Raw genomic sequence first — 22,979 nt, 5'->3', positions numbered from 1 at the left:
CAATCATCTAGCGTTAATTGCATAGGAATATACCAAGTAATTGGCAAAATCACCGATACGTTTTCGGTCCTCTTGAAACTTTTCGTACCAACTACAATCTTTATTATTTTCAAGAGCAAGTGCTCTAATTAGTTTTAGGTTGTGGATTACTTTGTTATGGATAGTAGTTCTGGTTGAATCAAAATTCATTTTCTCTTCTCGTGACAGTAGTAACCACTTTGCCCGTGCTTCTGTATATTCAATACAAGAAGTTAAGAGCTCTTTCCAATACTCTTGAAATTCGTTGTCAAGCTTATTGGATGAGTCTAGGATTTGTTCATGAATAATTTGACAATCATAAAATGTTAGGTGCGATTTGTCAAAGTCAGTATGAGTATGAAATTTCATTCTTTACCTCGTAGAATTTATTTAACTACTGGTAAAATATCAGAGCAAGTAAACCATAGATTACCATTAAATTGCCCCACATTCAAGTCTTTCAAAATTACTTCACGAGTTTTATTCTTGGACATCTCCTCGTAAGAAATTGTAGGAGTTGTGGTATTTACTTTAACCTGAATCATCTCCATGAAGAAATCAGAAGCTTCATCTTGGATAGAAATATTCACACGGTAGGCAGAGAGTTTTTGAGTTTCACGGTCATGCACTTCGGTAAGACCTTTTACTGCAAAAAATTTGTTTCCAAGTAATTCTGGTTTCAAAAAATCATTCAGTTTCATAAAAATAGTCCTTTCTTTTGTCATCGCAAGCGATGAGGAATCCTTTCCTATGAGCAAATCAGTAAACTGAATTACTCACATACAAGGATTGATAGTGTTTTTTGCATTAGTTTATCAATTTTTGAAGCTCGTTAATAAAGTCGAACTCTTTGGGATTCAGATACGGACTTTCCCAATATTCAGCAGATTCTTTGCCTGAACCCTGCATATAGAGATAGCCAGCACCTTTTACTTCGATAGGTTGTTTGACTGGCGGAGTAGCAGAACCAAAGACCATACGGTAACCTTCAGAGGAATTAGAACCAAGAGCAATTCTTAGACCAAGGTTGTCCCTTAAATCAGTGTTAAGGGTATCAGCATTAACTTGTTGAGCTGCTATTAGAATAAATACTCCAGCTTGTCTACCAAGAAGAATAATTTGCTTTATGCCGTCCATGACTTCGTTGATAACTTCTTTGGATTTTTTATCCGTTCCGCTAGCTTGAAAAGCTCCCATTTCATCAAATACTAACCAAGTCATTTTGAAACCATGGTCTGAAAAGTTAGAACCATACCTAAAGTTTTCTCTCATATACTCATACCGCCTATTCATTTCTTCAACTGTCAGTCGAACAATACGAGCAATGTGATTAGGAGAAGTAGCTACTTTATCCTCTCCTAAGTAATGTGATAGAGAACCTAAGTCAGAATTTTTGGGGTCACAAATATATAAAATGCTCTTACGCTTTAAAAATTCTAAAATTAGATAAGAAATGAAGATTGACTTGCCTGAACCTGTACCACCAGCTAATAGAATATGGGGACAATCTATAGGATTATAGACTGTGCCATAACCTAAATCAATAGGAAGGCCAGTAGAAAGAGTTCTTTGTAACTGGTTAGCCTGTAATCTGTTTGGTTGGCTGGTATAGAAGTGGTATTCGACGATAGCAGGGCGAACAATTTTACTTTCGAGTGGTAAATTTAGGAGAGCTTGGAGCTCAATTTCAAGATTTTCTAATCTCTTGGAGTATGTATCTCCTTGCTTATAGGCTTTTATGATAACTTTATTATCGGTTTCTTTCCAGCCCATGATAGCAGAAGTAGAAATATAGTGTTTTCCATCTAGGTTAGTTTCCGTGTATAGTTTGTTACTTTCTAGGAAGTAATGGAGTAGTTGACGATACTTAAAATGAGAGTGACACCAAGTTTCTAGTTTTTCAGCCAATTTCCAAAAATTAACCCAGATAAAACTTTTTAGTAGGTTAAAAAATGAAAAGCTAAAAATAACATTGTAACAAGCTATTATAGTTATTACTAACAAGCTCCATTTTAGGAGCTTGCTAAGTAATATCCAGTTAATGTTTTTTTGATAGAGAGAAACGGTGGGTTCTCGATTATGAATGAACAACATGTTACCTCCGTTTATTCTATAGACATAATTACGGCGGGGTGGTCAGGGAAAAATCTCCCAATTTTTGGATAATCACAGCGCTGGCGTCTAGAATAACTTTCATGTAACTCTTCAAACTCCCAATTATAGGGCTCGACAGTTGCATCTAAGTTTTTTACAATTGCTAAATCACAATCCATAAGAACTGGATTTCCTTTCTCAACTCTCCATTGATAAGGGTCTCCCACTGGAACGATAAAATCGCAGTTACCCCAGTTAACGGTTATCCAATCTGTAGTTTCGTTTTTCCCGTTAATATATTCAGAAGCAGTTCCTAATCTTCCATTTTTGAGAAAAGCAGATTTATAATTAGTGTCTCCGACGACTATTTTAGCTGTAGTGGAGGAGTTGATATATTCAGAAACTACTTGGATTTGCTCTGATTTTAATTTCAACCTTTTAGAATTTGTTAAATTAACACCTACTCGAACTCTAATACCGATAATATCGATAATTTTATCAAAATATTTAACTCTAACACCCAAATTATCAGGGCTTTCAAGTTTTTTATTGTTTTTAGAATGTAGCCCTTCAAATGAATCTATAAATTCGAGGTTTTCATTTTCTTTAATAGCAATCAACATACCATTTTCATACTCAGTACCTTTATTTGATGAAGTAATGACTTGATATTGTTGTTCGTTAAATTTTTTAACAACGAAATCATGATTTGTTGGATATGCATATTCTGAGAACACAATAAGATCTGGTGTATGTTTTAAAGCTGCTTCTAAAATAAACTCTTGGAAGTTACAGACTTCATTCAGACGATAACCAGCTCCGGAAATATTTTGTGAATAGATTTTTAGTTTACTTTGTTTAGTCATTGATTTCTCCTTTTATGCAATTCTAATAAGTGCTCCGCTATCTGCGAAAGTATCAATAGTGATATAACCTGTTTCTGAAAAACTAGGTTCAACAAAGGTATGGACATACACCAATAGAGAGTTATCATCTGAAAGCCGCTCTTCTTCCCATTCCCAATCAAGTTCTTCTCCATTTAAATCAGAAGTTGACAGGCTAACATAAAGTAAAGCAAGTGAATTCCCAGTTTCGATAACATGATAAACAAGTTTATTCCGTTTCTCTTCAAATTCTTTCACAGTTTTTTCATAGTTAGGGTCATAGCTAATGGTATCAATACTACCAATGAATCCACCTCCAGTAATATAGGAATAGTATAGTTTTCCTTCGTTGAAGTACTTTCTGATATTTGGGTTTACTCGCCCTGGGAATCTTTCTTCTATCTGTCGAAGGCGATTCAATGCTTCTTGCTTTGCTAATTTCTTTGATTTTTCCATGAAGACCTCCAATTTTAAGTTGCGATAAGATTTATAAAATTTATAAACCAGCTTATGTTTTGAAAACTAAACGATAGATTACCTATCGTTATTTATTATTCATGTAGTAAGTAGCAATATAATCAATTACTTGCCCTTGTGTAGGAGCAAATCCAAATTCTCTAACTAATTCTCCAGCAATGATTTCGAGATTCAATTTTGTACTTTTATCAATTACTGCTGAAATTTTAGTAGGGTTTTTAAACATGCTTTCAGTTGGAATAGGTTTTCCTCTAGCCATAGATTTCTCCTTTTATGTATAAAATTCTTAAGATGGTTTATATTCTTCTTTATTTTACTAGAAGTTGAAATACATGTCAAGCATTTGTGTAAAATATTTTTGAGTATCAGGCAATATACTCAAAAAGTACTCAACTTTATCAGATTTATGTAGAATTTTGAGAATAGGGAAGTTAGTTTTGCAAGTCTTATAAATTAAGTTAGTAGCCCTACTAGACAAGATTATAGAAGTATCTTTCTAACATATATCTTATTCAGCAAACAAAGCTTAATTTAGAGTACTAAATTTGTTAAAGCCCTCTATGAGGGCTTTTTTTGATGAGTAATTGACATTCAAAATATCATACCAGTCTCTGTGAAACAATCTTAGATTGTGAACAAATAAAGCTTAATTTAGTTTTTGAACTTATTACTCAACACTTAGATGAATGGTGGTTTTAATTATTTTAAGTAATATAAATTTTGTCAAAAATGTTTAGTTATTTAATATTTTCAAGAAGTTATTATAGAAAAAAAGCTTGCCAAGTTCTCATCCTTATGATAGAATAGTTTGGTATGTGGTGCTAGCACATCGTAAACACATTCTACCTAGGAGGAAACTGATAAAATGGCAAAAGTATGTTATTTCACAGGTCGTAAAACCGTATCTGGTAACAACCGTTCACACGCTATGAATCAAACTAAACGTACAGTTAAACCAAATCTTCAAAAAGTTACTATTCTTGTTGATGGTAAACCTAAAAAAGTTTGGGCTTCAGCTCGTGCGCTTAAATCAGGTCAAGTTGAACGCGTATAATTGAAATAAGCCTTAGGGCTTTTTTTCTTTTTCTTGGATTTGGAGCTATCGCAATAGCTAGCGCTATTTTTTTCTATTAAAATGCCTGATTTTAGAGGTATACGGTGGTTTACGTGACAAATGGTCTAATTTTAGATATAATTAAGTGATAAAAACTTTTTGAGGTAGTAAATATGACTGTAAAAATTAATACAAATGATGGTCTCATTGAACTATCTGACGACGTTATTGCAACTGTCGTTGGTGGTTCATCAACGGAAATCTTTGGCGTTGTTGGGATGGCAAGTAAAAGTGCTATTAAAGACAACTTCCAATCACTACTTCGCAAAGAAAACTACGCTAAAGGCGTAGTGGTAAAATCAACAGATATGGGTCTTTCTGTTGATGTTTACACTGTAATGAGTTACGGTGTGAAAATCAGTGAAGTTTCTAAAAACATCCAAGAACGGGTGAAGTTTAACCTTGAAAGTCAACTAGGTTTGACAGCTGATATGGTTAATGTGTATGTGCAAAATATTAAGGTCGTAGGAGAAAACTAGTGTCAAATATTACAGCAAGCTTGTTTCAAGAAATGATACAAGCCGCGGCAACGCGTCTCGGTAAACAAGCAGAATATGTTAATTCCTTAAATGTTTTCCCTGTACCAGATGGAGATACTGGTACAAATATGGGAATGACAATGGATAATGGTGCCAAAGAAGTTGCTAACAAACCAGCAGATACTGTTGGTGAAGTTGGGCAAATTCTATCCAAAGGACTTTTAATGGGAGCTCGTGGAAACTCAGGCGTTATTACGTCACAAATTTTCCGTGGATTTGGTCAGAGCATCAAAGGTAAAGTTGAATTAGATGGTCAAGATTTGGCACAAGCTTTCCAAGCTGGTGTTGAAGTGGCTTATAAAGCTGTAATGAAACCAGTTGAAGGTACTATTTTAACAGTATCTCGTGGTGCTGCTAGTGCGGCTTTGAAAAAAGCAGAATCAACAAACGATGCTGTTGAAGTTATGACTTCAGCACTTAAAGGTGCTAAGAAAGCTTTAGCTAAAACGCCTGACTTACTTCCAGTTTTAAAAGAAGTAGGTGTTGTTGACTCTGGCGGTCAAGGACTTGTCTTTATTTATGAAGGCTTTATGTCTGCCATAAATGGCGACTATATTGCTTCAGAAGATTTTAAAGCAACTCCTGCTAATATGTCAGAAATGATTAATGCAGAGCATCATAAAGCCGTTGTAGGTCATGTAGCTACTGAAGATATTACTTATGGTTACTGTACTGAAATCATGGTTGGTTTACGTCAAGGACCAACTTATGTCAAAGAATTCAATTATGAAGAATTCCAAGGTTACTTAAGCAATCTCGGTGATTCTTTAATGGTTGTCAATGATGATGAGATTGTTAAAGTCCATGTCCATACGGAAGATCCAGGGCTCGTAATGCAAGAAGGTCTTAAATATGGTGCCTTAGTAAAAGTTAAAGTTGATAACATGCGTAATCAACATGATGCTCAAGTTGAAAAGACTAATGCTAGTCAACCAAAAGCAGAAGCTAAAGATTATGGCATAATTGCAGTTGTAGCTGGTAAAGGATTAGCTGATATCTTCACTGCCCAAGGTGTAGATTATATTATTTCTGGTGGTCAAACCATGAATCCTTCTACTGAAGATATTGTAAAAGCTATTGAAGCAGTTAATGCTAAAAATGTTATTATTTTACCAAATAATAAAAATATCTTTATGGCTGCCCAATCAGCTGCTGATGTTGTTGATATTCCAGCTGCAGTTATTGAGACAAAAACAGTACCACAAGGCTTCACTAGCTTACTCGCTTTTGATGCAAGCAAATCATTAGAAGAAAATGTTGCTGATATGACAGCAAGTCTGTCTGATGTGACAAGTGGTTCTTTAACTTTAGCTGTTAGGGATACAACTATTGATGGTTTAGAAATTCATGAACATGACTACCTAGGAATGGTTGATGGTAAAATTTTAGTTTCTGATTCAACGGTTGAAACTGCAATGAAATCAACATTTGATCATATGCTAGATGATGATAGTGAAATTGTGACAATATTCGTCGGAGAAGACGGTGATTCAGCACTTGCAGAAGAAATTGCTGACTATATTGAAGAAAAATATGAAGATGTTGAAGTTGAAATCCATCAAGGAAATCAACCAGTTTACCCATATCTCATGAGTGTTGAATAAGCGAAAAGTAAGGTTTACACCTTACTTTTTTTCGAGAAAAAATGTCATATTTTTGACAGTAATATATTTGACAAAAATAAGAAATTGATTATAATTGTCTTATATCAATAAGTCAAGATGCAGCAAGACCTGGAAGGTGTGACTTCGCTAGCTCTACTTAAAAAGGAGAAAAATGTTAATTTCACTTATATTATTTGTTTTCTTAGTTGTTCTTGTCCTATCTATCATTGCTAGCACACTTTATGTTGTAAAACAACAGACAGTTGCTATCGTAGAACGCTTTGGGAAATATCAAGCGACTTCTCAAAGTGGCATCCATTTAAGATTGCCCTTTGGTATCGATAAAATTGCAGCCAGAGTGCAATTACGCTTATTGCAAACTGAAATTGTTGTCGAAACTAAGACAAAAGATAACGTTTTTGTTACCTTAAATATTGCGACCCAATACCGTGTTAACGAAAATAATGTTACTGACGCTTACTACAAATTGATGAAACCAGAAGCGCAAATCAAATCTTACATTGAAGATGCTCTTCGTTCTTCAGTTCCTAAATTAACGCTGGATGAACTTTTTGAGAAAAAAGATGAAATTGCCCTAGAAGTTCAACACCAAGTGGCAGAAGAAATGTCAACTTACGGTTATATTATTGTTAAAACCTTGATTACTAAAGTTGAGCCCGATGCTGAAGTTAAACAATCAATGAATGAGATTAATGCGGCTCAACGGAAACGTGTGGCAGCGCAAGAGTTAGCAGAAGCAGATAAAATTAAAATTGTCACTGCAGCATCTGCTGAAGCTGAAAAAGACCGTCTTCACGGGGTTGGTATTGCTCAACAACGTAAAGCCATTGTTGATGGCTTAGCTGAATCTATCCAAGAATTAAAAGAAGCCAATATTAGTCTTAATGAGGAGCAAATCATGTCAATCCTCTTGACTAACCAATACTTGGATACTTTGAATACTTTTGCTTCTAAAGGTAACCAAACCTTGTTCTTACCTAATACACCAAATGGTGTCGATGACATTAGAACACAAGTCTTATCAGCTTTAAAAGTTAAATAAGAAAAAGCCTTGAGACGGAGGGATTTGTCTCAAGGCTTTTTGTGTCTGACTTTATAGATGGGTTGATTTATTTCTTCCCAGATCTCTTATGCTCATGAATAATTTTTAAAGCACGTTTTTTTGTTTTTATATTTGGACTTTTTAGTCTGCGGTAAGCTGACGCCAAGTCAGTTTTTTCGGCCATAGTTACCTCCTATTGATAAATTATTAACGTTAACAAATGATAGTATAACACAAAATGCTTAACCAGTAAAGTATTTTTTAAAAAATAAAACCAGGATAGCTTTCCTGGTTTCATTTTTGATACAAGTCTTTGTTAAGGAATAGATTACATTTATTTTAAGAAGCGTTGTAGGAACTCTTTGGTTCTTTCTTCTTTAGGATTTTCAAAGATTTCTTGAGGAGTCCCTTCTTCAGCAATGACTCCTTTATCCATAAAGATAACGCGATTAGAAACGTCTTTAGCAAAGTCCATCTCATGGGTAACGATAATCATAGTTAAACCTGATTTTGCTAAGTCCTGCATGGTTTTTAATACTTCACCAACCATTTCTGGGTCCAGGGCTGACGTTGGCTCGTCAAAAAGCATGGCTTCAGGATTGACAGAAAGGGCACGAGCAATTGCCACCCTCTGTTTTTGTCCGCCGGATAACTGTTTTGGTTTGGCATTCCAATATTGTTCAGTCATGCCTACGGCATTAAGGTTTTCTTTAGCAATTTTTTCTGCCTCTGTACGATTTCGCTTCAAGACTGTTGTCTGGGCAACAATAGCATTTTCCAAAACATTAAGATTTTCAAAAAGATTAAAGGATTGGAAGACCATGCCTAATTTTTCGCGATAATGGCTGAGATTGTAATTATCAGCAAGGACGTTTTCGCCATGGAATAAGACTTGTCCATCGCTTGGCTCTTCTAAAAGATTAATAGAGCGTAGAAGTGTTGACTTTCCTGATCCTGAGGAACCAATGATAGAGATAACCTCACCTTTATGAACGGATAAAGAGATATCTTTTAAGACTTGGTTTTGGCCATAGGATTTTTTTAAATGTTTGATTTCAATAATTGGATTAGACATTTTTGACCTCCGCTACTTGCATTTGGTTAGCACCGGTTGTGTAAGTATCATGATCAAGGCGGCGCTCGATGTAACGTAAGATACGGGTAACTGTAAAGGTTAGGACAAAGTAGATGACGGCAATAACTGAGAAGGTTTGGAAGTATTGATAGTTTTGTGTCGCTACAGTATTTCCTGAGAAATAAAGTTCCACAACTGAAATAACGTTCAATACAGATGTATCTTTAATGTTAATGACAAATTCATTACCTGTTGCAGGTAAGATGTTGCGGATAACTTGAGGGAGTACAATTTTACGCATGGTTTGTCCATGTGTGAAACCTAATGCAGTTGCAGCTTCAAACTGACCTTTATCGACGGCAAAGATACCACCGCGAACAATTTCAGTCATATATGCACCTGTATTGATAGAAACAATAAAGATGGCTGCAAGAGTGCGATCGATGGAAATACCAAATGCTTGGGCAGTTCCATAATAGATAACCATTGATTGAACGATCATTGGTGTACCACGGAAAACCTCGATATAGACATTTAGGAACCAGCCGAAGAGTTTTTGAAGGATAGCTAAAGCTTTGTTTTTTGCTTTAGGAGCTGTGCGGAAGATACCGATTAAGAGTCCAATCATCAAGCCCACGATTGTACCAATGGTTGAGATAAGTAAGGTTAATCCGGTTCCGCGTAGGAATTGTTTCCAATTGGTTTTGACGATGGTCCACATTTGGCTAAAGAAAGAAGGTTTAGCTGCATCAGCTGATTTCTTTTCTTTTGGTTGTAGTCCAACCATCTTGTCCATCAATGCCACGCGATCTTTGTTTGATAAAGTGGAAAGAACAGTATTAACTTGATTGATACGATTATCGTCTTGGCGCATACCAACTGCAATAGCAGCATCGGATGCATTAACAGTGAAGCCTTTCTTTAAGGAAACCATTTTAAAAGAACTATTAGCATTTTCTGCGGTCATGGCTTCAGGTCGCTCAGAGATATAACCGTCAATGACACCAGAAGATAGGGCTTGACGCATTTGTGAGAAATCCCCCATTGGTGTTTGAGCATTAACTCCTTTGATTTGCGGAATCAGGTTGACATGCCAAACCCCTTGTTGAGCTGTGATTTTTGCTCCGGCAAAATCGTCTAGAGTTTTTGCCTTGGCGAATTTACTGTCTGCTTTAACAACGAGAACCGGCTCACTAGTATAATAAGCATCTGAAAAGGCAATCTCTTTTTTGCGTTCTTCAGTAGGGCTCATTCCTGCCGCAATCATATCGATTTTGCCAGAAGTTAAGGCAGGAATAAGTCCAGTCCAAGATGTCTTAACGACTAATAATTTCTTATTAAGTGATTTGGCAACTTTTTTTGCGACTTGAACATCGTAACCATTGGCATACTGATTAGTTCCCTCGATTGGAACCGCACCATTGGCATTTGTATCTTGTGTCCAGTTGAATGGTGCATATGCGGCTTCCATTCCGACACGTAAATAGGAATCTGCTTGAGCTTGGCTGATATTTCCAAATAGGAAGAGACAGGCGGCGAAGCAGCTAAGTAATAGCTTTTTCATAGAAAAACTCCATCTTTCATAATATATCCAACTATTTTACAGTAATTGGATAGTGATTTCAATCATTTTCACCTAAAAAAGTGAAAAAATATACAGGTGGATGATTAAAAATAAGCGTTTTCTATACTGGTAAATCTTTTATTTACACTGTTTTTTGTGATAGAATATGAGCTAGAAAGTAGGGTATTTGCATGACTATTAAACGTTTTTTACTTGCTCTTGTTTTCATTATTTCTTTCCTGACGGGGACTGTTTCAGCGGGCGAAGTTGATTATCGGATACCGCTTTATGAAGGTCATCTACATATCAATGAGGATAATAGTGCTGACTTTACTCAAGAGGTTACTTATATCTTTAGCACCAGTTATGGCGGTCAGTACGTCAGTCTTGGTAAAGCAGGCAATATGCCAAGTGGTTTTACGATTCAAGCTGAGCCCCAAGTGGAAGCCTATAGAAATGATCAAAAAGTAGAGGTTAGCACTTTTTTAGAAGATCTTGGCGATGGTTATCGCTTAAAGGTCTATAACGCTGGAAATTCTTCTGACAAAGTGAAACTAGTGGTTAAATGGAAACTCAATAATATCTTATACAAATACAAGGATATTGCTGTCTTAAATTGGAAACCAATATCAGACTGGGATAAGTCCATTGATCAGGTTCATTTTACGATTGATAGTCAAAAGGCTAGTAAAGAGCAAGAAATGTATATGCATCGTGGCTACTTTTTATCTGGTGCTCATGTTAAAAATAATGACAAAATTAATATTAAGGCTACAGAAGTCAATGGTGTTGTCGAATTACACGGTTATTGGGATAGTGCCATTATCTCTGGTCCTGCTCAAGATATAACCTATTTGCCAAGTTTTAAAAAGACCGAAGCTAATATTGCTAAAAATACCCAATTAGCCCATAATATTGTCAATTATTATGTCTATATTATAGTAGCTATCTTATTTGCACTTGCGGCATTTTGTTGGAACCTCTTTAAAAATTCTGTTTATAAATACAGCAATAAAAAAGATCAACGCCTTTATGCCTTACCGGGCGACCAATCCCCATTAATTATTGCCGAAAAAATATTCCATTTAAATCTTCACAAGTTAAACCCGAGTCAGTCAACTTTCAAGGATGATGACATTTCTTTTGAAAATCTCGTTCAGGCTACCTTATTGGACCTGGTTGATCGCAAAGCGATTAGCATGGAAAAAGAAAATGATGGCTATTATCTGACTTTATTAGATGAGAGTCACTTGGCTGATTTTGAAAAATCCTTCGTCCGCATGGCCTTTGGGGATGAGAAAAAGCTTAAACCAAACCAATTATTTGCGGATTATTTCTTTGATTCTGGAATTGAGCGTAAGCTCAAAAAGCAATATTCAGGTAAGGAGATGCAACGCCAGATGAATGCGCGTGGCCAGGAGCATTTAGACAAACTTAACCGTGCCTTCCGGAATCTGACGGATTCGGTTAAAATTAGTATTGGAACAGAAAGTGATAACTATTACCGTTCTATGAATGGTAAAGAAAAAGCTTATTTAGCTTTGGCAAACCTCTTCTTAGTTGGCGTTGTTGGCGTCCTTATTTGCCTTGGCTTTTATGTAATGGCTGTAGCTGGTGGTCGTAACCTGATCATTGATATTGTTCTAGCCTTGATTGCTATTGTTTGCATGTTTAGAATCAATAAAAAACCGACTGGTGATATTTTACAAGGGGTCTTAACCCAAGAAGGTCAAGTTGCCCGTCAACCTTGGGATGCTTTTATTCAGATGCTGAAAGACATTGACCATTTTGAAAAAGCAGAAGTTGAAAGCTTGGTTGTTTGGAATAGAATGTTAGTTTATGCTAGTATGTTTGGCTTTGCTGATCAAGTTGAGAAATATATGATTCTTCATGGTATCCAATTGGAAGATATGAACTTGGGTCATCAATACTCTCAGATTCATCCCTTTATGTATGGTATGACTAATAATTTGACTAGCTCCAGTATGGCGGCGACAAATGCTAGTCACTTTAGCGTTTCATCGGGAAGTAGTTCAGGTGGCTTCTCAGGTGGTGGCTTCTCCGGCGGAGGCGGCGGAGGCGGTGGTGGTGCTTTCTAACTTAGTCAGTCTACTATTGTTTACAATTTAATTTTTATTCACCAAACTAACATTTTCAGCTAGAATCTGTTACAATAGTTCTATTGAAAATGAGGAGTAATTATGTTATTTTTTGAAATTTTAAAAGCTATCTTTTTTGGTATTATTGAGGGTATTACGGAATGGCTACCAATCTCAAGTACCGGACATTTAATTCTAGTTGAAGAATTTGTGAAGTTACAACAGAATGCAGCTTTCATTGAAATGTTTAATGTTGTCATTCAACTTGGTGCCATCGTTGCCGTTATTGTGATTTATTTTAAACGCTTAAACCCTTTTCAACCAGGTAAGACGGCAGTGGAAGTTCGTCTGACTTGGCAATTGTGGTTGAAAGTATTAATTGCTATTTTACCAGTAGTTGTTATTGGCATGCCACTTGATAATTGGTTTAATGCTCATTTTTACAACTTTATCACTGTTGCCTTGATGTTGATTATTTATGGGGTTGCCTTCATTTGGATTGAAAAACGCCATGAGAATATCGAGCCAGAAATTACAAGTCTTGCTAAAATGTCATACAAGACAGCTCTCTTTATTGGGTTATTCCAAGTTTTAAGTATCATTCCAGGTACAAGTCGTTCAGGTGCAACCATTTTAGGTGGGATTTTACTTGGTACTAGCCGAACTGTCGCTACCGAGTTCACTTTCTTCTTAGGAATACCAGTCATGTTTGGAGCAAGTCTCTTAAAAGTTGTCAAATTCTTTATTAAGGGAAATGTTTTAGGCTTTAGCCAGTTGCTAATCTTATTAGTTGCTAGTTTAACAGCTTTTGTTGTCAGTCTACTAGCCATTAAATTCTTGACGGATTATGTTAAAAAACATGACTTTACCATTTTTGGGAAATATCGGATTGTCTTAGGAAGTCTCCTAATCATTTATTTCTTTATTACCCTATTTGTTTAATAACACGCCCTCTTTTGAGGGCTTTTTCTTTTCTTTGTATCCAAGTGTTTGATGGAAAAATAAAGTAAAAGGCCGTGTTCCAACTTGGGATCAATCACAAAATTGCGAAATTTCTGCTTTTCGAGTATAATAGAATGACTACGCGTGCGAGGTATATACTATGGAAATGAAACAAATCAGCGAAACGACGCTAAAAATTACAATTAGTATGGATGATTTAGAAGAAAGAGGAATGGAATTAAAAGATTTCTTGATTCCTCAAGAAAAAACGGAAGAATTTTTCTATAATGTTATGGATGAATTAGATCTTCCAGAAAACTTTAAAGATAGTGGCATGTTGAGTTTCAGAGTGACACCTCGTAAAGACCGCCTAGATGTCTTCGTGACAAAATCTGAACTTTCTAAGGAAATTGATTTTGAGGACCTGGCTGATTTAGGAGATGTTTCGCAAATGACTCCAGAAGATTTTTTCAAAACCATTGAAAAAAGCATGATGGAAAAAGGCGATGTCAATGCTCATGAAAAATTGGAAAAAATTGAAGAGATATTAGAAGAAGCTGTAGAAGCGAATCAAGCAAAAGTAAGTGACGCTACTGAACAAAAGGTTGAAGATACGATTGAACCTTTGGATTATGTTCATTATGTTTTTGATTTTCTTTCAATTGAAGAAGCAGTGCTCTTTGCCAAAACAGTTAATTTCCCTATTGAAGCTTCTGAATTATATAAAGATGCAAACCGCTATCACATGACCATCTTAATTGATGTTCAAAATCAAGCGCCTTATTTTGCGAATATTATATATGCGCGCTTGATTGAACATGCTTTACCAGGAACGAAAACGAGAGCCTATTTACAAGAACATGCTACACTCTTGCTTGAAGATCAAGCAGTAGAACAATTGAAAGAGATTGAATTGGTGTGAAAGAATGTTTCCATTTACATTTGATTATGTTCTGATCCTAATAGGGGCCTTACTGATCTCCTTATTCTTAACCCCACTGGTTCGTCTACTAGCCTTTAAAGTTGGAGCAGTAGATGAACCCAATGCCAGAAGGGTCAATAAGGTAACCATGCCAAGTAGTGGTGGACTAGCTATTTTTATTTCCTTTTTCATCACGACTCTCATTTTAATGCCTAAAGTTTCAGAATCGATATTAATAGACAAACAAAGTTATTTTGTTTATGTTTTCCCGGTTGTCATGGGTGCCTTAATGGTAACCTTGACCGGTTATATTGATGACTTATTTGAGATCAGTCCTCGCTTAAAAATGCTTGGCATTTTTTTTGGTGCTAGCATTATTTGGGCCTTTACAGAATTTCGATTTGATAGTTTCAAGGTTCCATTTGGTGGTCCTTTATTGCATTTTGGCACCTTTGTGACCTTTATCTTAACCATTCTTTGGATTGTCTCCATTACAAATGCCATTAATCTAATTGATGGCTTGGACGGTTTGGTTTCTGGAGTGTCAATCATTAGCCTTTTAACCATGGCTATTGTTTCTTACTTCTTTTTGCCTCAGCCTGACTTTTTTTTAACGGTCACCATCCTGATATTAATTGCCTCAATTGTTGGCTTTTTCCCTTATAATTATCACCCAGCTATGATTTATCTGGGTGATACCGGAGCTCTTTTCATCGGTTTTATGATTGGTGTCTTGTCATTGCAAGGTCTGAAGAATGCAACCGCGGTTGTTGTTGTAACCCCGGTCATCATTCTCGGGGTACCAATTATGGATACTGCGGTAGCGATTATCCGAAGGAGTTTATCAGGAAAAAAATTCTACGAACCTGACAAAATGCACTTACATCACCGTTTGCTTTCAATGGGCTTCACCCATCGTGGTGCTGTGCTTGTAGTTTATGGTATTGCCATGCTCTTCTCCTTGATTTCCCTCTTATTGAATGTTTCGAGTCGTATTGGTGGAGTTCTGCTGATGTTTGGGCTTTTATTTGGACTAGAAGTTCTGATTGAAGGATTGGAAATTTGGGGTGAAAAACGGACGCCACTCTTTAATTTACTGAAATTTATGGGTAATAGTGATTTTCGCCGTCAACCAGAAGTCGGGGAAAAGTCGGGGAGACATGCTCCAAACGCCGTAGTATAAACATTTCACTTTTTTTGTTATAAAACGTAATAAGAATTTTTATTAGTTTATATACTCAAAAAAAGCTAATCTAAAGGCTTTTTGTTTTTTATGATATGAAAATATAGATATATAAAATCATATATATTCAAAATAGGTCGGGGAGAATGTCGGGGAGTTTTTAACCCAAATTAATAGCATTGACAAAGCTATCTGAGACACTTTCTGACACTTCGTCTTTAATATGTGTGTATTTTGCCGTCATGTAGCTTGTAGTGTGTCCAAGAGCTGTTGCCATATGTTCTACTGGCACACCTGCAATCTGTCCCTGAGTGGCGAAGAAGTGCCTCATCATGTGTGGAGAAACATGGATGCCGCATTTCTCGCTAACGATATCAAACAGAACTCCGATTCTATCAGGGCGGATTGGCTTCCCTAAGCTTTTTTTCTTTGCTTTCTTGTAGTCAACAATAAACAAATAATCATCAGGGCCTAAAATCCTATTGAATTTCATTGCAAATTTCTTGGCGTGATCAACTGCTGCTAAAATGTATTTTGAAGATTCTACGTCTAGTACCATATAACGTTCTGAACCTTCAGTCTTCATATTGTTAGCTGATTTCCTTAGCCTTGTCCTTGAGCCATTTAACATTATCCTTACTTTACCAGAATTCATTGTGTCAATACACCCTATTTTTATCCCAGCAACCTCACTTTGCCTTGCTCCAAAATAAGTAATCAGCAACATTGAATAGCTGAAATCATCTAGTATTTCCTTGGCACAATTATTCCAAGTGTTAAAATCTTTAAGTGATAACCTTTTGTTTCTCCGTTTGATTTCACTCTTACCTATGTGAATTCCATTAATAGGATTGTCATCAAGCATTTTGTTAGTGACTGCGTGATTAAGCATGGCATTTAAGACGCCGTGAATTTGGACGACTGATGTTCTTGCTTTTGATTTTAGCATTGCATTCATATGATTTTCATACTCAATCCTATAAATATCTCGCATTCTAGTATTTCCCAAATACTCTTTGATGTTGTTATTGTAAATGCTAAGTTTATTATATTCCGTATCAGGTGCCCAAGAACCAGTTTTCATTCTATTGTCACAGTATATCTCCCAGTATTGATCAACAGTTAAATTCTTGTTATAGGCAAATTCATTGTTATCTATTTTTAACTCAATATCAGCAAGAGTAGAACGAGCTTCAGCCAATGTGCGAATCTTGCTTTTAGTGACTTCTTTTTTAGCACCATTAATAAAATAGCTACGCCTGATGTAGAAGAATTTTCCTTTAGTGGTTTTATACCAAAAGATATTTGGGTATTTAGTTTTATTATATTTCATTTTTAAAGTTTCCTTTCATAGTTTTGACTTTTGGACGGGTCTTGTTTTGTGAAAGGATTGGCATCACCCCCTTTTTTGTGGTAAAATGGGTATAGTAAAAAGACCTACGAAAAGTAAGGTTTTTACTATTTTCAACTTGACCTACACGTTTGCTTGCCGGCGCTGTGTAGGTCTTTTTTTATTTAAGCCGCTGTATCATTTTTAATTGATTCGTAGTATTGTTCTGCCACAGCTAAATCTGTAAAATGTACGGTGTTATTATGCTCTTTTAGTACCACTTCTTTGATTTCTTGTAAATCAACTTTAAAGAACTCTTTACGAGTATTTACTTTATTTAATTCCTTATCTCTAAAATAATTATGAAGGGTATTTTCTAGATGAGGTGCATCCTCACTAAAAATTAATGCATGTACATCAAATGGGAATGGAACAGACGCACTACCAAGCTCATTTATTCTATCCATCGGTTCAAGTCTTCTTGTCATACCAATCTTATATACATTCTCACCAAATGAACCTATATTAGAAATAATGTAAACATACCCAGCTCTAGTGTTGGACTCCCTTTCTAATACATTTTGTTTGTCTTTCTCTAATAGTTTTATTTTTTCTTCTAACTCTTTTATTTTATCAGCATAAATGTTTTGTTCAACTTCGTTATTTGCGCCATTTAAGTATTTCAACAATTTATTTATCTCATTATTAAATTGTTGTTCTTCCTTTTCAATCTTTCTCTTTTGATCTTGTATTTCTTTTTCAACTTTTTGTTGCTCTCTAATCTCTTCTTTTTGAGCTTTTAATAATTCTTTTTCAACTTCAATTTGTCTTTGATACTGATACATGATATCAAGCTGTTTTAATTTAGAAGTTAGTAACTTTTGGTTCAATTGAACATTATCAATTTCAAACATCTTATTTAATGTTTCATAAGCTTTTGAAATCTTATTTCTAAAATTATCAACATTTTTAATGGTTACATTTGATAGATAGTAATCAGCTTCTGAATTAAAGGCACGTAATAGCTGTTTTGATTGTTTGTTAAAGCTTGATTTTGTATTTCGACCACTATCTAATACGGCAAGTCCATCTTTTATTATTTGTTTTTCTTCAAGCTGTTGCATTGATAAAGTGTTTTTTATTTCATTTGATGTAATACCGTCTGTAAAATCAACAGTAGTTTGAGCAAACAGAGATTGATCAGCTTTTTCTGAAATATATAAATCAATTTCAGCTTTCTCTCTTTTTATTTCTTCAAGAGAGTCTTCAATATCTCTTTTATATTTATCAGCTTCATTTTTTACATTCTCACGATATGTATTAGCTTCTTCTCTAATCTCATCTGCTGTTATTTTAGACTCTTCGAATTCTTTATACTTAATAGCCAAATCTCCAGAAACCATTAGGTATTCTCGTCTAAATTGAACCATTAAACCAGCTCCTAAAATTGCTGTTATATATAGTGTTGCTGGTGCAATCAAAAATAATATTGATATAAACCAAATTCTGTAATAAAATGGTAGTTTTGTGTTACTTTCATTGTTCATTTTTATCACCTCAAATTAAATTTTTAAATTCTTCAATGACCATCGCTTCATTGCGGTGGTTTTTAAATTGGTACGGTCATATCTGATCCAACAACCTCATAAATGCGAATGAATTCGCCATCCGCAGGCGGAAAGTCAATAATAATATCTTCATACTTAGGATTGAGTGAAACTAATCTTAATTTTCCAGCTTCTGTATACACTCTCTTGATAAATGTATCTCCGTCATAAGCAACAGCACAAATTTCCCCGTCGTAGCTAGATAGACCCTTATCAACTAAATAAACAAGCTCACCGCTTTGGAATTTAGGCTCCATTGAGTCTCCATAAACAAATGACGCTAAATCGTGCTTAGGCGGTCTGTTAGCAACATAAACACGTTCTTGGTCGTATTCATTGAAAGCATATCCAAGACCAGCTGATAATTTAGTAGTTGCGATAACTTCATAGTATTCAATACTATCAGCTTCTTGGAGTAATTTAGCATATTTAAGAAGTTTAGTTTTACTGTCTTGACTAAGTGTGTTGTAGATTTGTGTGATTTCAGGTTGAGAAGATAGGAGAGGTGTGATGTTAGAAGGAGTTTTCTTGCTCATATCTTTTGGAGAAACATTCATTTGAATTTCTTGTTCGGGGTCTAATTTTTCTAAAATCGTATCAATATCAACACCTATTCCTTTAGCTACTTTTGAAATTGTTTCATTAGTAGGTATGATTGGTTTTTTTGATTTGGGATGTTCATTTTTTTCAAGCATTGAAATATAGCCTTTTGTCATACCCGACTTCTTAGCAAATGCATCCATAGATAGTTTGTGTTCGTCTCTATATTCTTTTATTATTTCTCCAAGCTTCAAAATAAACCCTCCTTATATTGTTTAATCTATTATACAACGTAAAAATAAAAAAATCAATATTTTTTGTTTAATACGCTTGACAAGTTACGTTTAACGTGTTAAACTAAACTCAAGCTTAAGAAAGCTAATAAATCTAAAAATTAGAAAGGAGGAGAAGTTATGAAAGAAATTTTATCAAGTATCGCAAAAAGCCTTGGATCCATTGCAACTGAATTCAAAGCTCAAAATTCTCATCGAGAAGAATTAAAATAAAAAATGGAACAAATGGAAACTCTCCTAAAAGATATCCAAGACGACCCATTCGGAATGATGAAAAAACCTAAATAAAAGGAATAAGATTTTTAATTTTTCCAACATAATCAAGTACAACGTCCAACTTGTCCTTGAAGCTAACCTCTAATTCTGCAATAGCATCAGTTGTAATGCTTACTAAATATAAAGTATCATTACCAGCTGTTCCAGAAATATAACCATGACGTTTTAGTTCAAAACATGTATCTAAAATATCGTCATACGTCCATTCTGGCATAATATTTTCTTTGATATAATCTATGCTTTGAAAATTTCTTGATTCTTCTTTGGAGACATTTTCTTTGCGACGTTTGATATAAGTAGCATACATTGAACTAATTAAAAACTTAGCATCATTTGTTAAATTATCCATCTTAATCACCTCCTTTCGAGATGATTATACTACCAAAATAAACTTTAATAAATAGAAAGGAGAAAACATTTGGAAAAAATTGCAATAAAAGAATTGCGAGAAGAAAAAAATATGTCGCAAGAAGAACTTGCGGACAAATCAGGAGTTTCCAGAACAACCATTTCGCTTCTTGAAACACAAAAATCAACAACAGTAAAATTAAGCACTTTAAAAAAATTAGCTAACGCCTTAGAAGTAAAAGTTGGATATTTTTTTAACCAATAAGTTTAACACGTTAAACAAAAACATAAAGGAAATCAAATGGAAAAAACACAATATTTTGGGGTTGACTGGCAAAAATTCAAAAAAATTTTGAAAGATAAAAACCAGTCAATAGAATCACTAGGAGAGATAACAGGTCTTGGTCGTAGAAATATCGAAAATATTAAAAATCATGACCCTGGTTTCGCAAAAATGGGAAAAATCGCTAATGCACTTGATGTCAGTTTAGACGAATTCAGATAACACAAAAAAGTCCGACGGCAATCGGACTCAGAACAAAATTAATTTACAAGTATTATACCACGAAAGGGGAAAAATGGACGATATTTTCAAAAAATTATCTGACTGGATAAGAGAACAGATTGAATCTGTGACTAATGACATTGTCCGATTAAAGACTGAAGAATTAAATGCAACGCTTTGGACGAGGGAAGAAGTTTGCAACAAAATGAACCTTAGTCCGACCACATTTGATAACTATTACCGTTATGATCCTACATTTCCAAAAGAACTACCAGCAAAGCGGTGGAAAAAAGCTGAAGTATTAGCTTGGTTAAACGGTAACTATTAAGACTTCTGGACGGGTCTTATAAGAGGAGTAGAAAATGACAGAAAATCCAATGACTGCACTAATCATCCTGATTGGAATTGCGGTAATAGCTTACTTAGGCAATCGCAATAGCAATCAAAAAACGATTGAGCGAACAATGCAAACAGTAATAGACAATAACTTAGTTATTCGAAAAGTCGAAAAACCAAAAAGAACTGACTTTATCGAACCTCCGACAAAAGGTTCGTGCGGAAAGAAAACTTGGGGCGTAGATAAACCATTTTAGGAGGAGGACATTATGCAAGTGGCTATTTTTATTTTATTACTAATACATCTTATTATGAACATTATTATTTTAATCAGACTTAACAAAATGAACTAAAAATGTTTTTGACTTGGACCAGCGGTTAATAGGCCGATCAGCAGTAACTTTGATTTTCATATCAGGAGAAAAAGGGTTCAAGTAATATTTGAAATGAGTATCTTTATTTGATGGTATTATCTCATCTTCTTTAAATGCAACCTCTTGTTGAAATTGATTAAAATTAAATGCTGGAGATAACCAATAATTATTATCCTCGGGAGACTTATACTCGTATCCATCGATAACACTCGCTGGGCTATTATCAAGATTTAGCAATTCAACATTCGTTATCCGGATAGCAGTAGAAGAATTATTAAATATATTAAAACCTATAAAAAAAGGATTTCCTTCTGGTTCTTCGTACCAAGTATTTATTATCTCAAGAGAAACTCTATCCCTTTTACGTGTATACCAAACAGAATAGAGCGCAACCATTAATGCTAGAGAAGCAATTAGAGTATTCCAGAAATCCCATGAATTTAAAATGTTACTCATCTCAACCTCAACATTTTTATTTCAATTATACCACATACAAACTTAAAGAAAATATCATTTTAGGAGGTAAACATTTAATGCAATACATATTTCAAAAACACGACAAGTAGTTACACGGCAGTAAGCAATGAGTTTGTAGATGACACGAGGTTGTTCAACAAAGAAAAAGGCCTATTGCTGACAATATTAAGAAATGCCGATGAGTGGCGTGTATACCCTGAAGAATTAGCTAGGAGATCTCAAGATAGCGTGTCTGCTGTCAGGTCTCAGCTAAAAGTTTTAGAAAAACATGGATATATAAGAACTTATCGCAAATCTCTTGGCGGTAGATACGGAACAGAAGTATACCGTTTTTGTTCTGATAGAACTATCAGTGATGAAATGTTTGAACAGTTAAAAACCAAATTTGCTACTTAGTGATTTGCACATTAGCAAATTGCACATTAGCAAATTGCTAATCAACAAATTAAACAACTAATAAATACTAACTAACAATAAATACTAATAATAAATAAATACTAACAACAAATAAGGAGCAGCTGCTAGAGAGGCTAAAGATGGATAAAAAAACATTATTCGAAAACTTTCAAAAAAACTGGATGCGTCTCATTTCTCCATTTGAGATAGAAGATATTGAAAAATGGATTGATGAAGACAATATGCCGGTTGAGGTAATAAACGAAGCCTTGAAAGAAACAGTTATCTATAACGCAAAAAATACCAGGTACTTGAATAGAGTGCTTAATAACTGGAAAGCAAATGGTATTGATACTGTTGAAAAAGTAGAAATTTCAAGACTTGAATTTGAAAACAAAAAACAAGGTAAATTTCAAAAGCAAATAGGGTCAAATATTCCGGAGTGGTCAAATCCTGATTACAAAGACCCTGACTTCTTAGAATTTGCATTAGGTAATAACTATGAATGATTTGCTATTTAAAGAATTTTCAAAACTCATAAAAAAAGAGTTTGGGGCAGAAATTACAAGACAAAATTATGACAAATTTGTTGAATATCGTGCAGCCAATAAAGAAATAAACGGTGTAAAGCCTGATTTTAACTGGATCAATTTATATGCATACTCAAAAGGCATGACGACAGATGAAGTCAACAAAATCAGATATGAAAGAATGAGGAAAGTGATTTGAAATTAAAAGATAAATTAACGAGTTTAGAATTGCGATTTTTCTGTTTTATTCCTCACGGAATGGAACATCCACGACCAAGAAAAGAGTTTGAGCGAGTTTTTGGAATGAGCAAACGGCAAGTTGAGAAAACTGTCGAGTCGCTTATTCACAAAGGAATTCCAGTATGTGCCATTAAAGAAAAAGACGGTGG

General features: G+C 34.8%; 29 protein-coding genes and 1 pseudogene. 16 read left to right on the top strand and 14 right to left on the bottom strand.

What is annotated here, in order from left to right; genetic code table 11:
- Positions 1-3: 3 nt before the first annotated feature.
- From A9Q68_RS10395 to A9Q68_RS10370, 6 genes are all read right to left on the bottom strand, one after another.
- Entirely contained in the window at positions 4-387 is a 384-nt protein-coding gene (locus A9Q68_RS10395) for a hypothetical protein (protein WP_071794632.1), read from the bottom strand.
- A gap of 17 nt (positions 388-404) precedes the next feature.
- Positions 405-719: a hypothetical protein gene (locus A9Q68_RS10390; RefSeq protein WP_071794631.1), complete on the bottom strand. Its 315-nt coding sequence runs from the start codon at positions 717-719 to the stop codon at positions 405-407.
- A 106-nt stretch (positions 720-825) separates the two neighbouring features.
- Positions 826-2,112, bottom strand: coding sequence for an FtsK/SpoIIIE domain-containing protein (locus A9Q68_RS10385; protein WP_071794630.1), 1,287 nt, complete (start codon positions 2,110-2,112; stop codon positions 826-828).
- Positions 2,113-2,123: 11 nt separating this feature from the next.
- Complete coding sequence (locus A9Q68_RS10380; RefSeq protein ID WP_071794629.1) at positions 2,124-2,978, bottom strand: hypothetical protein; 855 nt, start codon at positions 2,976-2,978, stop codon at positions 2,124-2,126.
- Between the two features lie 12 nt (positions 2,979-2,990).
- Positions 2,991-3,452 carry a hypothetical protein gene (locus tag A9Q68_RS10375; protein ID WP_071794628.1) on the bottom strand — a complete coding sequence of 154 codons (462 nt, stop codon included), beginning with the start codon at positions 3,450-3,452 and terminating at the stop codon, positions 2,991-2,993.
- Positions 3,453-3,540: 88 nt separating this feature from the next.
- The gene (locus A9Q68_RS10370) at positions 3,541-3,732 is read right to left on the bottom strand and encodes a hypothetical protein (protein ID WP_071794627.1); all 192 of its coding nucleotides are present in this window, start codon (positions 3,730-3,732) and stop codon (positions 3,541-3,543) included.
- Between the two features lie 606 nt (positions 3,733-4,338).
- On the opposite strand from A9Q68_RS10370, the gene rpmB reads away from it, so the two are divergent.
- From rpmB to A9Q68_RS10350, 4 genes are all read left to right on the top strand, one after another.
- Positions 4,339-4,527, top strand: coding sequence for a 50S ribosomal protein L28 (gene rpmB, locus A9Q68_RS10365; protein WP_071794626.1), 189 nt, complete (start codon positions 4,339-4,341; stop codon positions 4,525-4,527).
- Positions 4,528-4,700: 173 nt separating this feature from the next.
- Positions 4,701-5,066, top strand: coding sequence for an Asp23/Gls24 family envelope stress response protein (locus A9Q68_RS10360; RefSeq protein ID WP_071794625.1), 366 nt, complete (start codon positions 4,701-4,703; stop codon positions 5,064-5,066).
- The gene (locus A9Q68_RS10355; protein ID WP_071794624.1) at positions 5,066-6,730 is read left to right on the top strand and encodes a DAK2 domain-containing protein; all 1,665 of its coding nucleotides are present in this window, start codon (positions 5,066-5,068) and stop codon (positions 6,728-6,730) included. The genes A9Q68_RS10360 and A9Q68_RS10355 overlap by 1 nt, the downstream gene beginning before the upstream one ends.
- Before the next feature lie 172 nt (positions 6,731-6,902).
- Complete coding sequence (locus A9Q68_RS10350; protein ID WP_071794623.1) at positions 6,903-7,793, top strand: SPFH domain-containing protein; 891 nt, start codon at positions 6,903-6,905, stop codon at positions 7,791-7,793.
- Positions 7,794-7,860: 67 nt separating this feature from the next.
- Here the strand turns inward: A9Q68_RS10350 and A9Q68_RS10700 are convergent, their stop codons facing one another.
- The 3 genes from A9Q68_RS10700 to A9Q68_RS10340 form a co-directional block, all read right to left on the bottom strand.
- On the bottom strand, positions 7,861-7,977 hold the full coding sequence (locus tag A9Q68_RS10700; RefSeq protein ID WP_003105912.1) for a putative metal homeostasis protein: 117 nt from the start codon (positions 7,975-7,977) through the stop codon (positions 7,861-7,863).
- 150 nt (positions 7,978-8,127) lie between these two features.
- On the bottom strand, positions 8,128-8,868 hold the full coding sequence (locus A9Q68_RS10345) for an amino acid ABC transporter ATP-binding protein (RefSeq protein WP_071794622.1): 741 nt from the start codon (positions 8,866-8,868) through the stop codon (positions 8,128-8,130).
- Positions 8,861-10,432: an ABC transporter substrate-binding protein/permease gene (locus A9Q68_RS10340; protein WP_071794621.1), complete on the bottom strand. Its 1,572-nt coding sequence runs from the start codon at positions 10,430-10,432 to the stop codon at positions 8,861-8,863. Before A9Q68_RS10340 ends, A9Q68_RS10345 begins: the two co-directional genes overlap by 8 nt.
- Positions 10,433-10,623: 191 nt before the next feature.
- On the opposite strand from A9Q68_RS10340, the gene A9Q68_RS10335 reads away from it, so the two are divergent.
- The 4 genes from A9Q68_RS10335 to A9Q68_RS10320 all read left to right on the top strand — a co-directional run bounded on the left by A9Q68_RS10335 (position 10,624) and on the right by A9Q68_RS10320 (position 15,578).
- On the top strand, positions 10,624-12,531 hold the full coding sequence (locus A9Q68_RS10335; RefSeq protein ID WP_071794620.1) for a DUF2207 domain-containing protein: 1,908 nt from the start codon (positions 10,624-10,626) through the stop codon (positions 12,529-12,531).
- A 102-nt stretch (positions 12,532-12,633) separates the two neighbouring features.
- Positions 12,634-13,473 (top strand): undecaprenyl-diphosphate phosphatase, encoded by an 840-nt coding sequence (locus A9Q68_RS10330; RefSeq protein WP_071794619.1) that lies wholly within the window; start codon positions 12,634-12,636, stop codon positions 13,471-13,473.
- A 160-nt stretch (positions 13,474-13,633) separates the two neighbouring features.
- Positions 13,634-14,395: an adaptor protein MecA gene (gene mecA, locus A9Q68_RS10325; protein WP_071794618.1), complete on the top strand. Its 762-nt coding sequence runs from the start codon at positions 13,634-13,636 to the stop codon at positions 14,393-14,395.
- 4 nt (positions 14,396-14,399) lie between these two features.
- Positions 14,400-15,578: a glycosyltransferase family 4 protein gene (locus A9Q68_RS10320; protein WP_071794617.1), complete on the top strand. Its 1,179-nt coding sequence runs from the start codon at positions 14,400-14,402 to the stop codon at positions 15,576-15,578.
- A 160-nt stretch (positions 15,579-15,738) separates the two neighbouring features.
- On the opposite strand, the gene A9Q68_RS10315 is transcribed toward A9Q68_RS10320, so the two are convergent.
- The 4 genes from A9Q68_RS10315 to A9Q68_RS10300 all read right to left on the bottom strand — a co-directional run bounded on the left by A9Q68_RS10315 (position 15,739) and on the right by A9Q68_RS10300 (position 19,973).
- Positions 15,739-16,911 carry a tyrosine-type recombinase/integrase gene (locus tag A9Q68_RS10315; protein WP_071794616.1) on the bottom strand — a complete coding sequence of 391 codons (1,173 nt, stop codon included), beginning with the start codon at positions 16,909-16,911 and terminating at the stop codon, positions 15,739-15,741.
- 182 nt (positions 16,912-17,093) lie between these two features.
- Positions 17,094-18,455: an SNIPE associated domain-containing protein gene (locus A9Q68_RS10310; protein WP_071794615.1), complete on the bottom strand. Its 1,362-nt coding sequence runs from the start codon at positions 18,453-18,455 to the stop codon at positions 17,094-17,096.
- A gap of 62 nt (positions 18,456-18,517) precedes the next feature.
- Entirely contained in the window at positions 18,518-19,309 is a 792-nt protein-coding gene (locus A9Q68_RS10305) for an XRE family transcriptional regulator (protein ID WP_071794614.1), read from the bottom strand.
- Positions 19,310-19,628: 319 nt separating this feature from the next.
- Positions 19,629-19,973 carry a hypothetical protein gene (locus A9Q68_RS10300; RefSeq protein ID WP_071794613.1) on the bottom strand — a complete coding sequence of 115 codons (345 nt, stop codon included), beginning with the start codon at positions 19,971-19,973 and terminating at the stop codon, positions 19,629-19,631.
- Positions 19,974-20,042: 69 nt separating this feature from the next.
- On the opposite strand from A9Q68_RS10300, the gene A9Q68_RS10295 reads away from it, so the two are divergent.
- From A9Q68_RS10295 to A9Q68_RS10280, 4 genes are all read left to right on the top strand, one after another.
- Positions 20,043-20,237: a helix-turn-helix domain-containing protein gene (locus A9Q68_RS10295; RefSeq protein WP_071794612.1), complete on the top strand. Its 195-nt coding sequence runs from the start codon at positions 20,043-20,045 to the stop codon at positions 20,235-20,237.
- Between the two features lie 36 nt (positions 20,238-20,273).
- Positions 20,274-20,477: a helix-turn-helix domain-containing protein gene (locus A9Q68_RS10290; RefSeq protein ID WP_071794611.1), complete on the top strand. Its 204-nt coding sequence runs from the start codon at positions 20,274-20,276 to the stop codon at positions 20,475-20,477.
- Positions 20,478-20,550: 73 nt separating this feature from the next.
- On the top strand, positions 20,551-20,805 hold the full coding sequence (locus A9Q68_RS10285; RefSeq protein WP_071794610.1) for a helix-turn-helix transcriptional regulator: 255 nt from the start codon (positions 20,551-20,553) through the stop codon (positions 20,803-20,805).
- Positions 20,806-20,839: 34 nt separating this feature from the next.
- On the top strand, positions 20,840-21,070 hold the full coding sequence (locus A9Q68_RS10280) for a hypothetical protein (RefSeq protein ID WP_071794609.1): 231 nt from the start codon (positions 20,840-20,842) through the stop codon (positions 21,068-21,070).
- Positions 21,071-21,139: 69 nt separating this feature from the next.
- Here A9Q68_RS10280 and A9Q68_RS10275 read toward each other — a convergent pair whose 3' ends face one another.
- Positions 21,140-21,643, bottom strand: coding sequence for a hypothetical protein (locus tag A9Q68_RS10275; RefSeq protein ID WP_071794608.1), 504 nt, complete (start codon positions 21,641-21,643; stop codon positions 21,140-21,142).
- Between the two features lie 150 nt (positions 21,644-21,793).
- Between A9Q68_RS10275 and A9Q68_RS10270 the strand changes: the two genes are divergently transcribed.
- The 4 genes and pseudogenes from A9Q68_RS10270 to A9Q68_RS10255 form a co-directional block, all read left to right on the top strand.
- Positions 21,794-22,060 carry a helix-turn-helix domain-containing protein gene (locus tag A9Q68_RS10270; protein ID WP_338061961.1) on the top strand — a complete coding sequence of 89 codons (267 nt, stop codon included), beginning with the start codon at positions 21,794-21,796 and terminating at the stop codon, positions 22,058-22,060.
- A 140-nt stretch (positions 22,061-22,200) separates the two neighbouring features.
- Positions 22,201-22,569 carry a DnaD domain-containing protein gene (locus A9Q68_RS10265; protein WP_071794607.1) on the top strand — a complete coding sequence of 123 codons (369 nt, stop codon included), beginning with the start codon at positions 22,201-22,203 and terminating at the stop codon, positions 22,567-22,569.
- Positions 22,562-22,789 (top strand): hypothetical protein, encoded by a 228-nt coding sequence (locus tag A9Q68_RS10260; RefSeq protein WP_071794606.1) that lies wholly within the window; start codon positions 22,562-22,564, stop codon positions 22,787-22,789. The genes A9Q68_RS10265 and A9Q68_RS10260 overlap by 8 nt, the downstream gene beginning before the upstream one ends.
- A pseudogene (locus A9Q68_RS10255) lies at positions 22,786-22,979 on the top strand (hypothetical protein); the annotation flags it as partial. The gene A9Q68_RS10260 and the pseudogene A9Q68_RS10255, both read left to right, overlap by 4 nt.

The sequence above is a fragment of the Streptococcus bovimastitidis genome (assembly GCF_001885095.1).
GTDB lineage: Bacteria > Bacillota > Bacilli > Lactobacillales > Streptococcaceae > Streptococcus > Streptococcus bovimastitidis.
This window is presented reverse-complemented; position numbering and strand designations above follow the sequence as displayed.

Excerpts from the sequence above, each read along its gene's own strand:
- rpmB (WP_071794626.1), top strand. The coding sequence starts at position 4,339 with ATGGCAAAAGTATGTTATTTCACAGGTCGTAAAACCGTATCTGGTAAC.
- mecA (WP_071794618.1), top strand. The coding sequence starts at position 13,634 with ATGGAAATGAAACAAATCAGCGAAACGACGCTAAAAATTACAATTAGT.
- A9Q68_RS10330 (WP_071794619.1), top strand. The coding sequence starts at position 12,634 with ATGTTATTTTTTGAAATTTTAAAAGCTATCTTTTTTGGTATTATTGAG.
- A9Q68_RS10260 (WP_071794606.1), top strand. The coding sequence starts at position 22,562 with ATGAATGATTTGCTATTTAAAGAATTTTCAAAACTCATAAAAAAAGAG.
- A9Q68_RS10360 (WP_071794625.1), top strand. The coding sequence starts at position 4,701 with ATGACTGTAAAAATTAATACAAATGATGGTCTCATTGAACTATCTGAC.
- A9Q68_RS10280 (WP_071794609.1), top strand. The coding sequence starts at position 20,840 with ATGACAGAAAATCCAATGACTGCACTAATCATCCTGATTGGAATTGCG.
- A9Q68_RS10390 (WP_071794631.1), bottom strand. The coding sequence starts at position 719 with ATGAAACTGAATGATTTTTTGAAACCAGAATTACTTGGAAACAAATTT.
- A9Q68_RS10300 (WP_071794613.1), bottom strand. The coding sequence starts at position 19,973 with ATGGATAATTTAACAAATGATGCTAAGTTTTTAATTAGTTCAATGTAT.
- A9Q68_RS10285 (WP_071794610.1), top strand. The coding sequence starts at position 20,551 with ATGGACGATATTTTCAAAAAATTATCTGACTGGATAAGAGAACAGATT.
- A9Q68_RS10265 (WP_071794607.1), top strand. The coding sequence starts at position 22,201 with ATGGATAAAAAAACATTATTCGAAAACTTTCAAAAAAACTGGATGCGT.
- A9Q68_RS10340 (WP_071794621.1), bottom strand. The coding sequence starts at position 10,432 with ATGAAAAAGCTATTACTTAGCTGCTTCGCCGCCTGTCTCTTCCTATTT.
- A9Q68_RS10315 (WP_071794616.1), bottom strand. The coding sequence starts at position 16,911 with ATGAAATATAATAAAACTAAATACCCAAATATCTTTTGGTATAAAACC.
- A9Q68_RS10310 (WP_071794615.1), bottom strand. The coding sequence starts at position 18,455 with ATGAACAATGAAAGTAACACAAAACTACCATTTTATTACAGAATTTGG.
- A9Q68_RS10380 (WP_071794629.1), bottom strand. The coding sequence starts at position 2,978 with ATGACTAAACAAAGTAAACTAAAAATCTATTCACAAAATATTTCCGGA.
- A9Q68_RS10275 (WP_071794608.1), bottom strand. The coding sequence starts at position 21,643 with ATGAGTAACATTTTAAATTCATGGGATTTCTGGAATACTCTAATTGCT.
- A9Q68_RS10345 (WP_071794622.1), bottom strand. The coding sequence starts at position 8,868 with ATGTCTAATCCAATTATTGAAATCAAACATTTAAAAAAATCCTATGGC.
- A9Q68_RS10375 (WP_071794628.1), bottom strand. The coding sequence starts at position 3,452 with ATGGAAAAATCAAAGAAATTAGCAAAGCAAGAAGCATTGAATCGCCTT.
- A9Q68_RS10335 (WP_071794620.1), top strand. The coding sequence starts at position 10,624 with ATGACTATTAAACGTTTTTTACTTGCTCTTGTTTTCATTATTTCTTTC.
- A9Q68_RS10370 (WP_071794627.1), bottom strand. The coding sequence starts at position 3,732 with ATGGCTAGAGGAAAACCTATTCCAACTGAAAGCATGTTTAAAAACCCT.
- A9Q68_RS10350 (WP_071794623.1), top strand. The coding sequence starts at position 6,903 with ATGTTAATTTCACTTATATTATTTGTTTTCTTAGTTGTTCTTGTCCTA.
- A9Q68_RS10385 (WP_071794630.1), bottom strand. The coding sequence starts at position 2,112 with ATGTTGTTCATTCATAATCGAGAACCCACCGTTTCTCTCTATCAAAAA.
- A9Q68_RS10290 (WP_071794611.1), top strand. The coding sequence starts at position 20,274 with ATGGAAAAAACACAATATTTTGGGGTTGACTGGCAAAAATTCAAAAAA.
- A9Q68_RS10320 (WP_071794617.1), top strand. The coding sequence starts at position 14,400 with ATGTTTCCATTTACATTTGATTATGTTCTGATCCTAATAGGGGCCTTA.
- A9Q68_RS10395 (WP_071794632.1), bottom strand. The coding sequence starts at position 387 with ATGAAATTTCATACTCATACTGACTTTGACAAATCGCACCTAACATTT.
- A9Q68_RS10700 (WP_003105912.1), bottom strand. The coding sequence starts at position 7,977 with ATGGCCGAAAAAACTGACTTGGCGTCAGCTTACCGCAGACTAAAAAGT.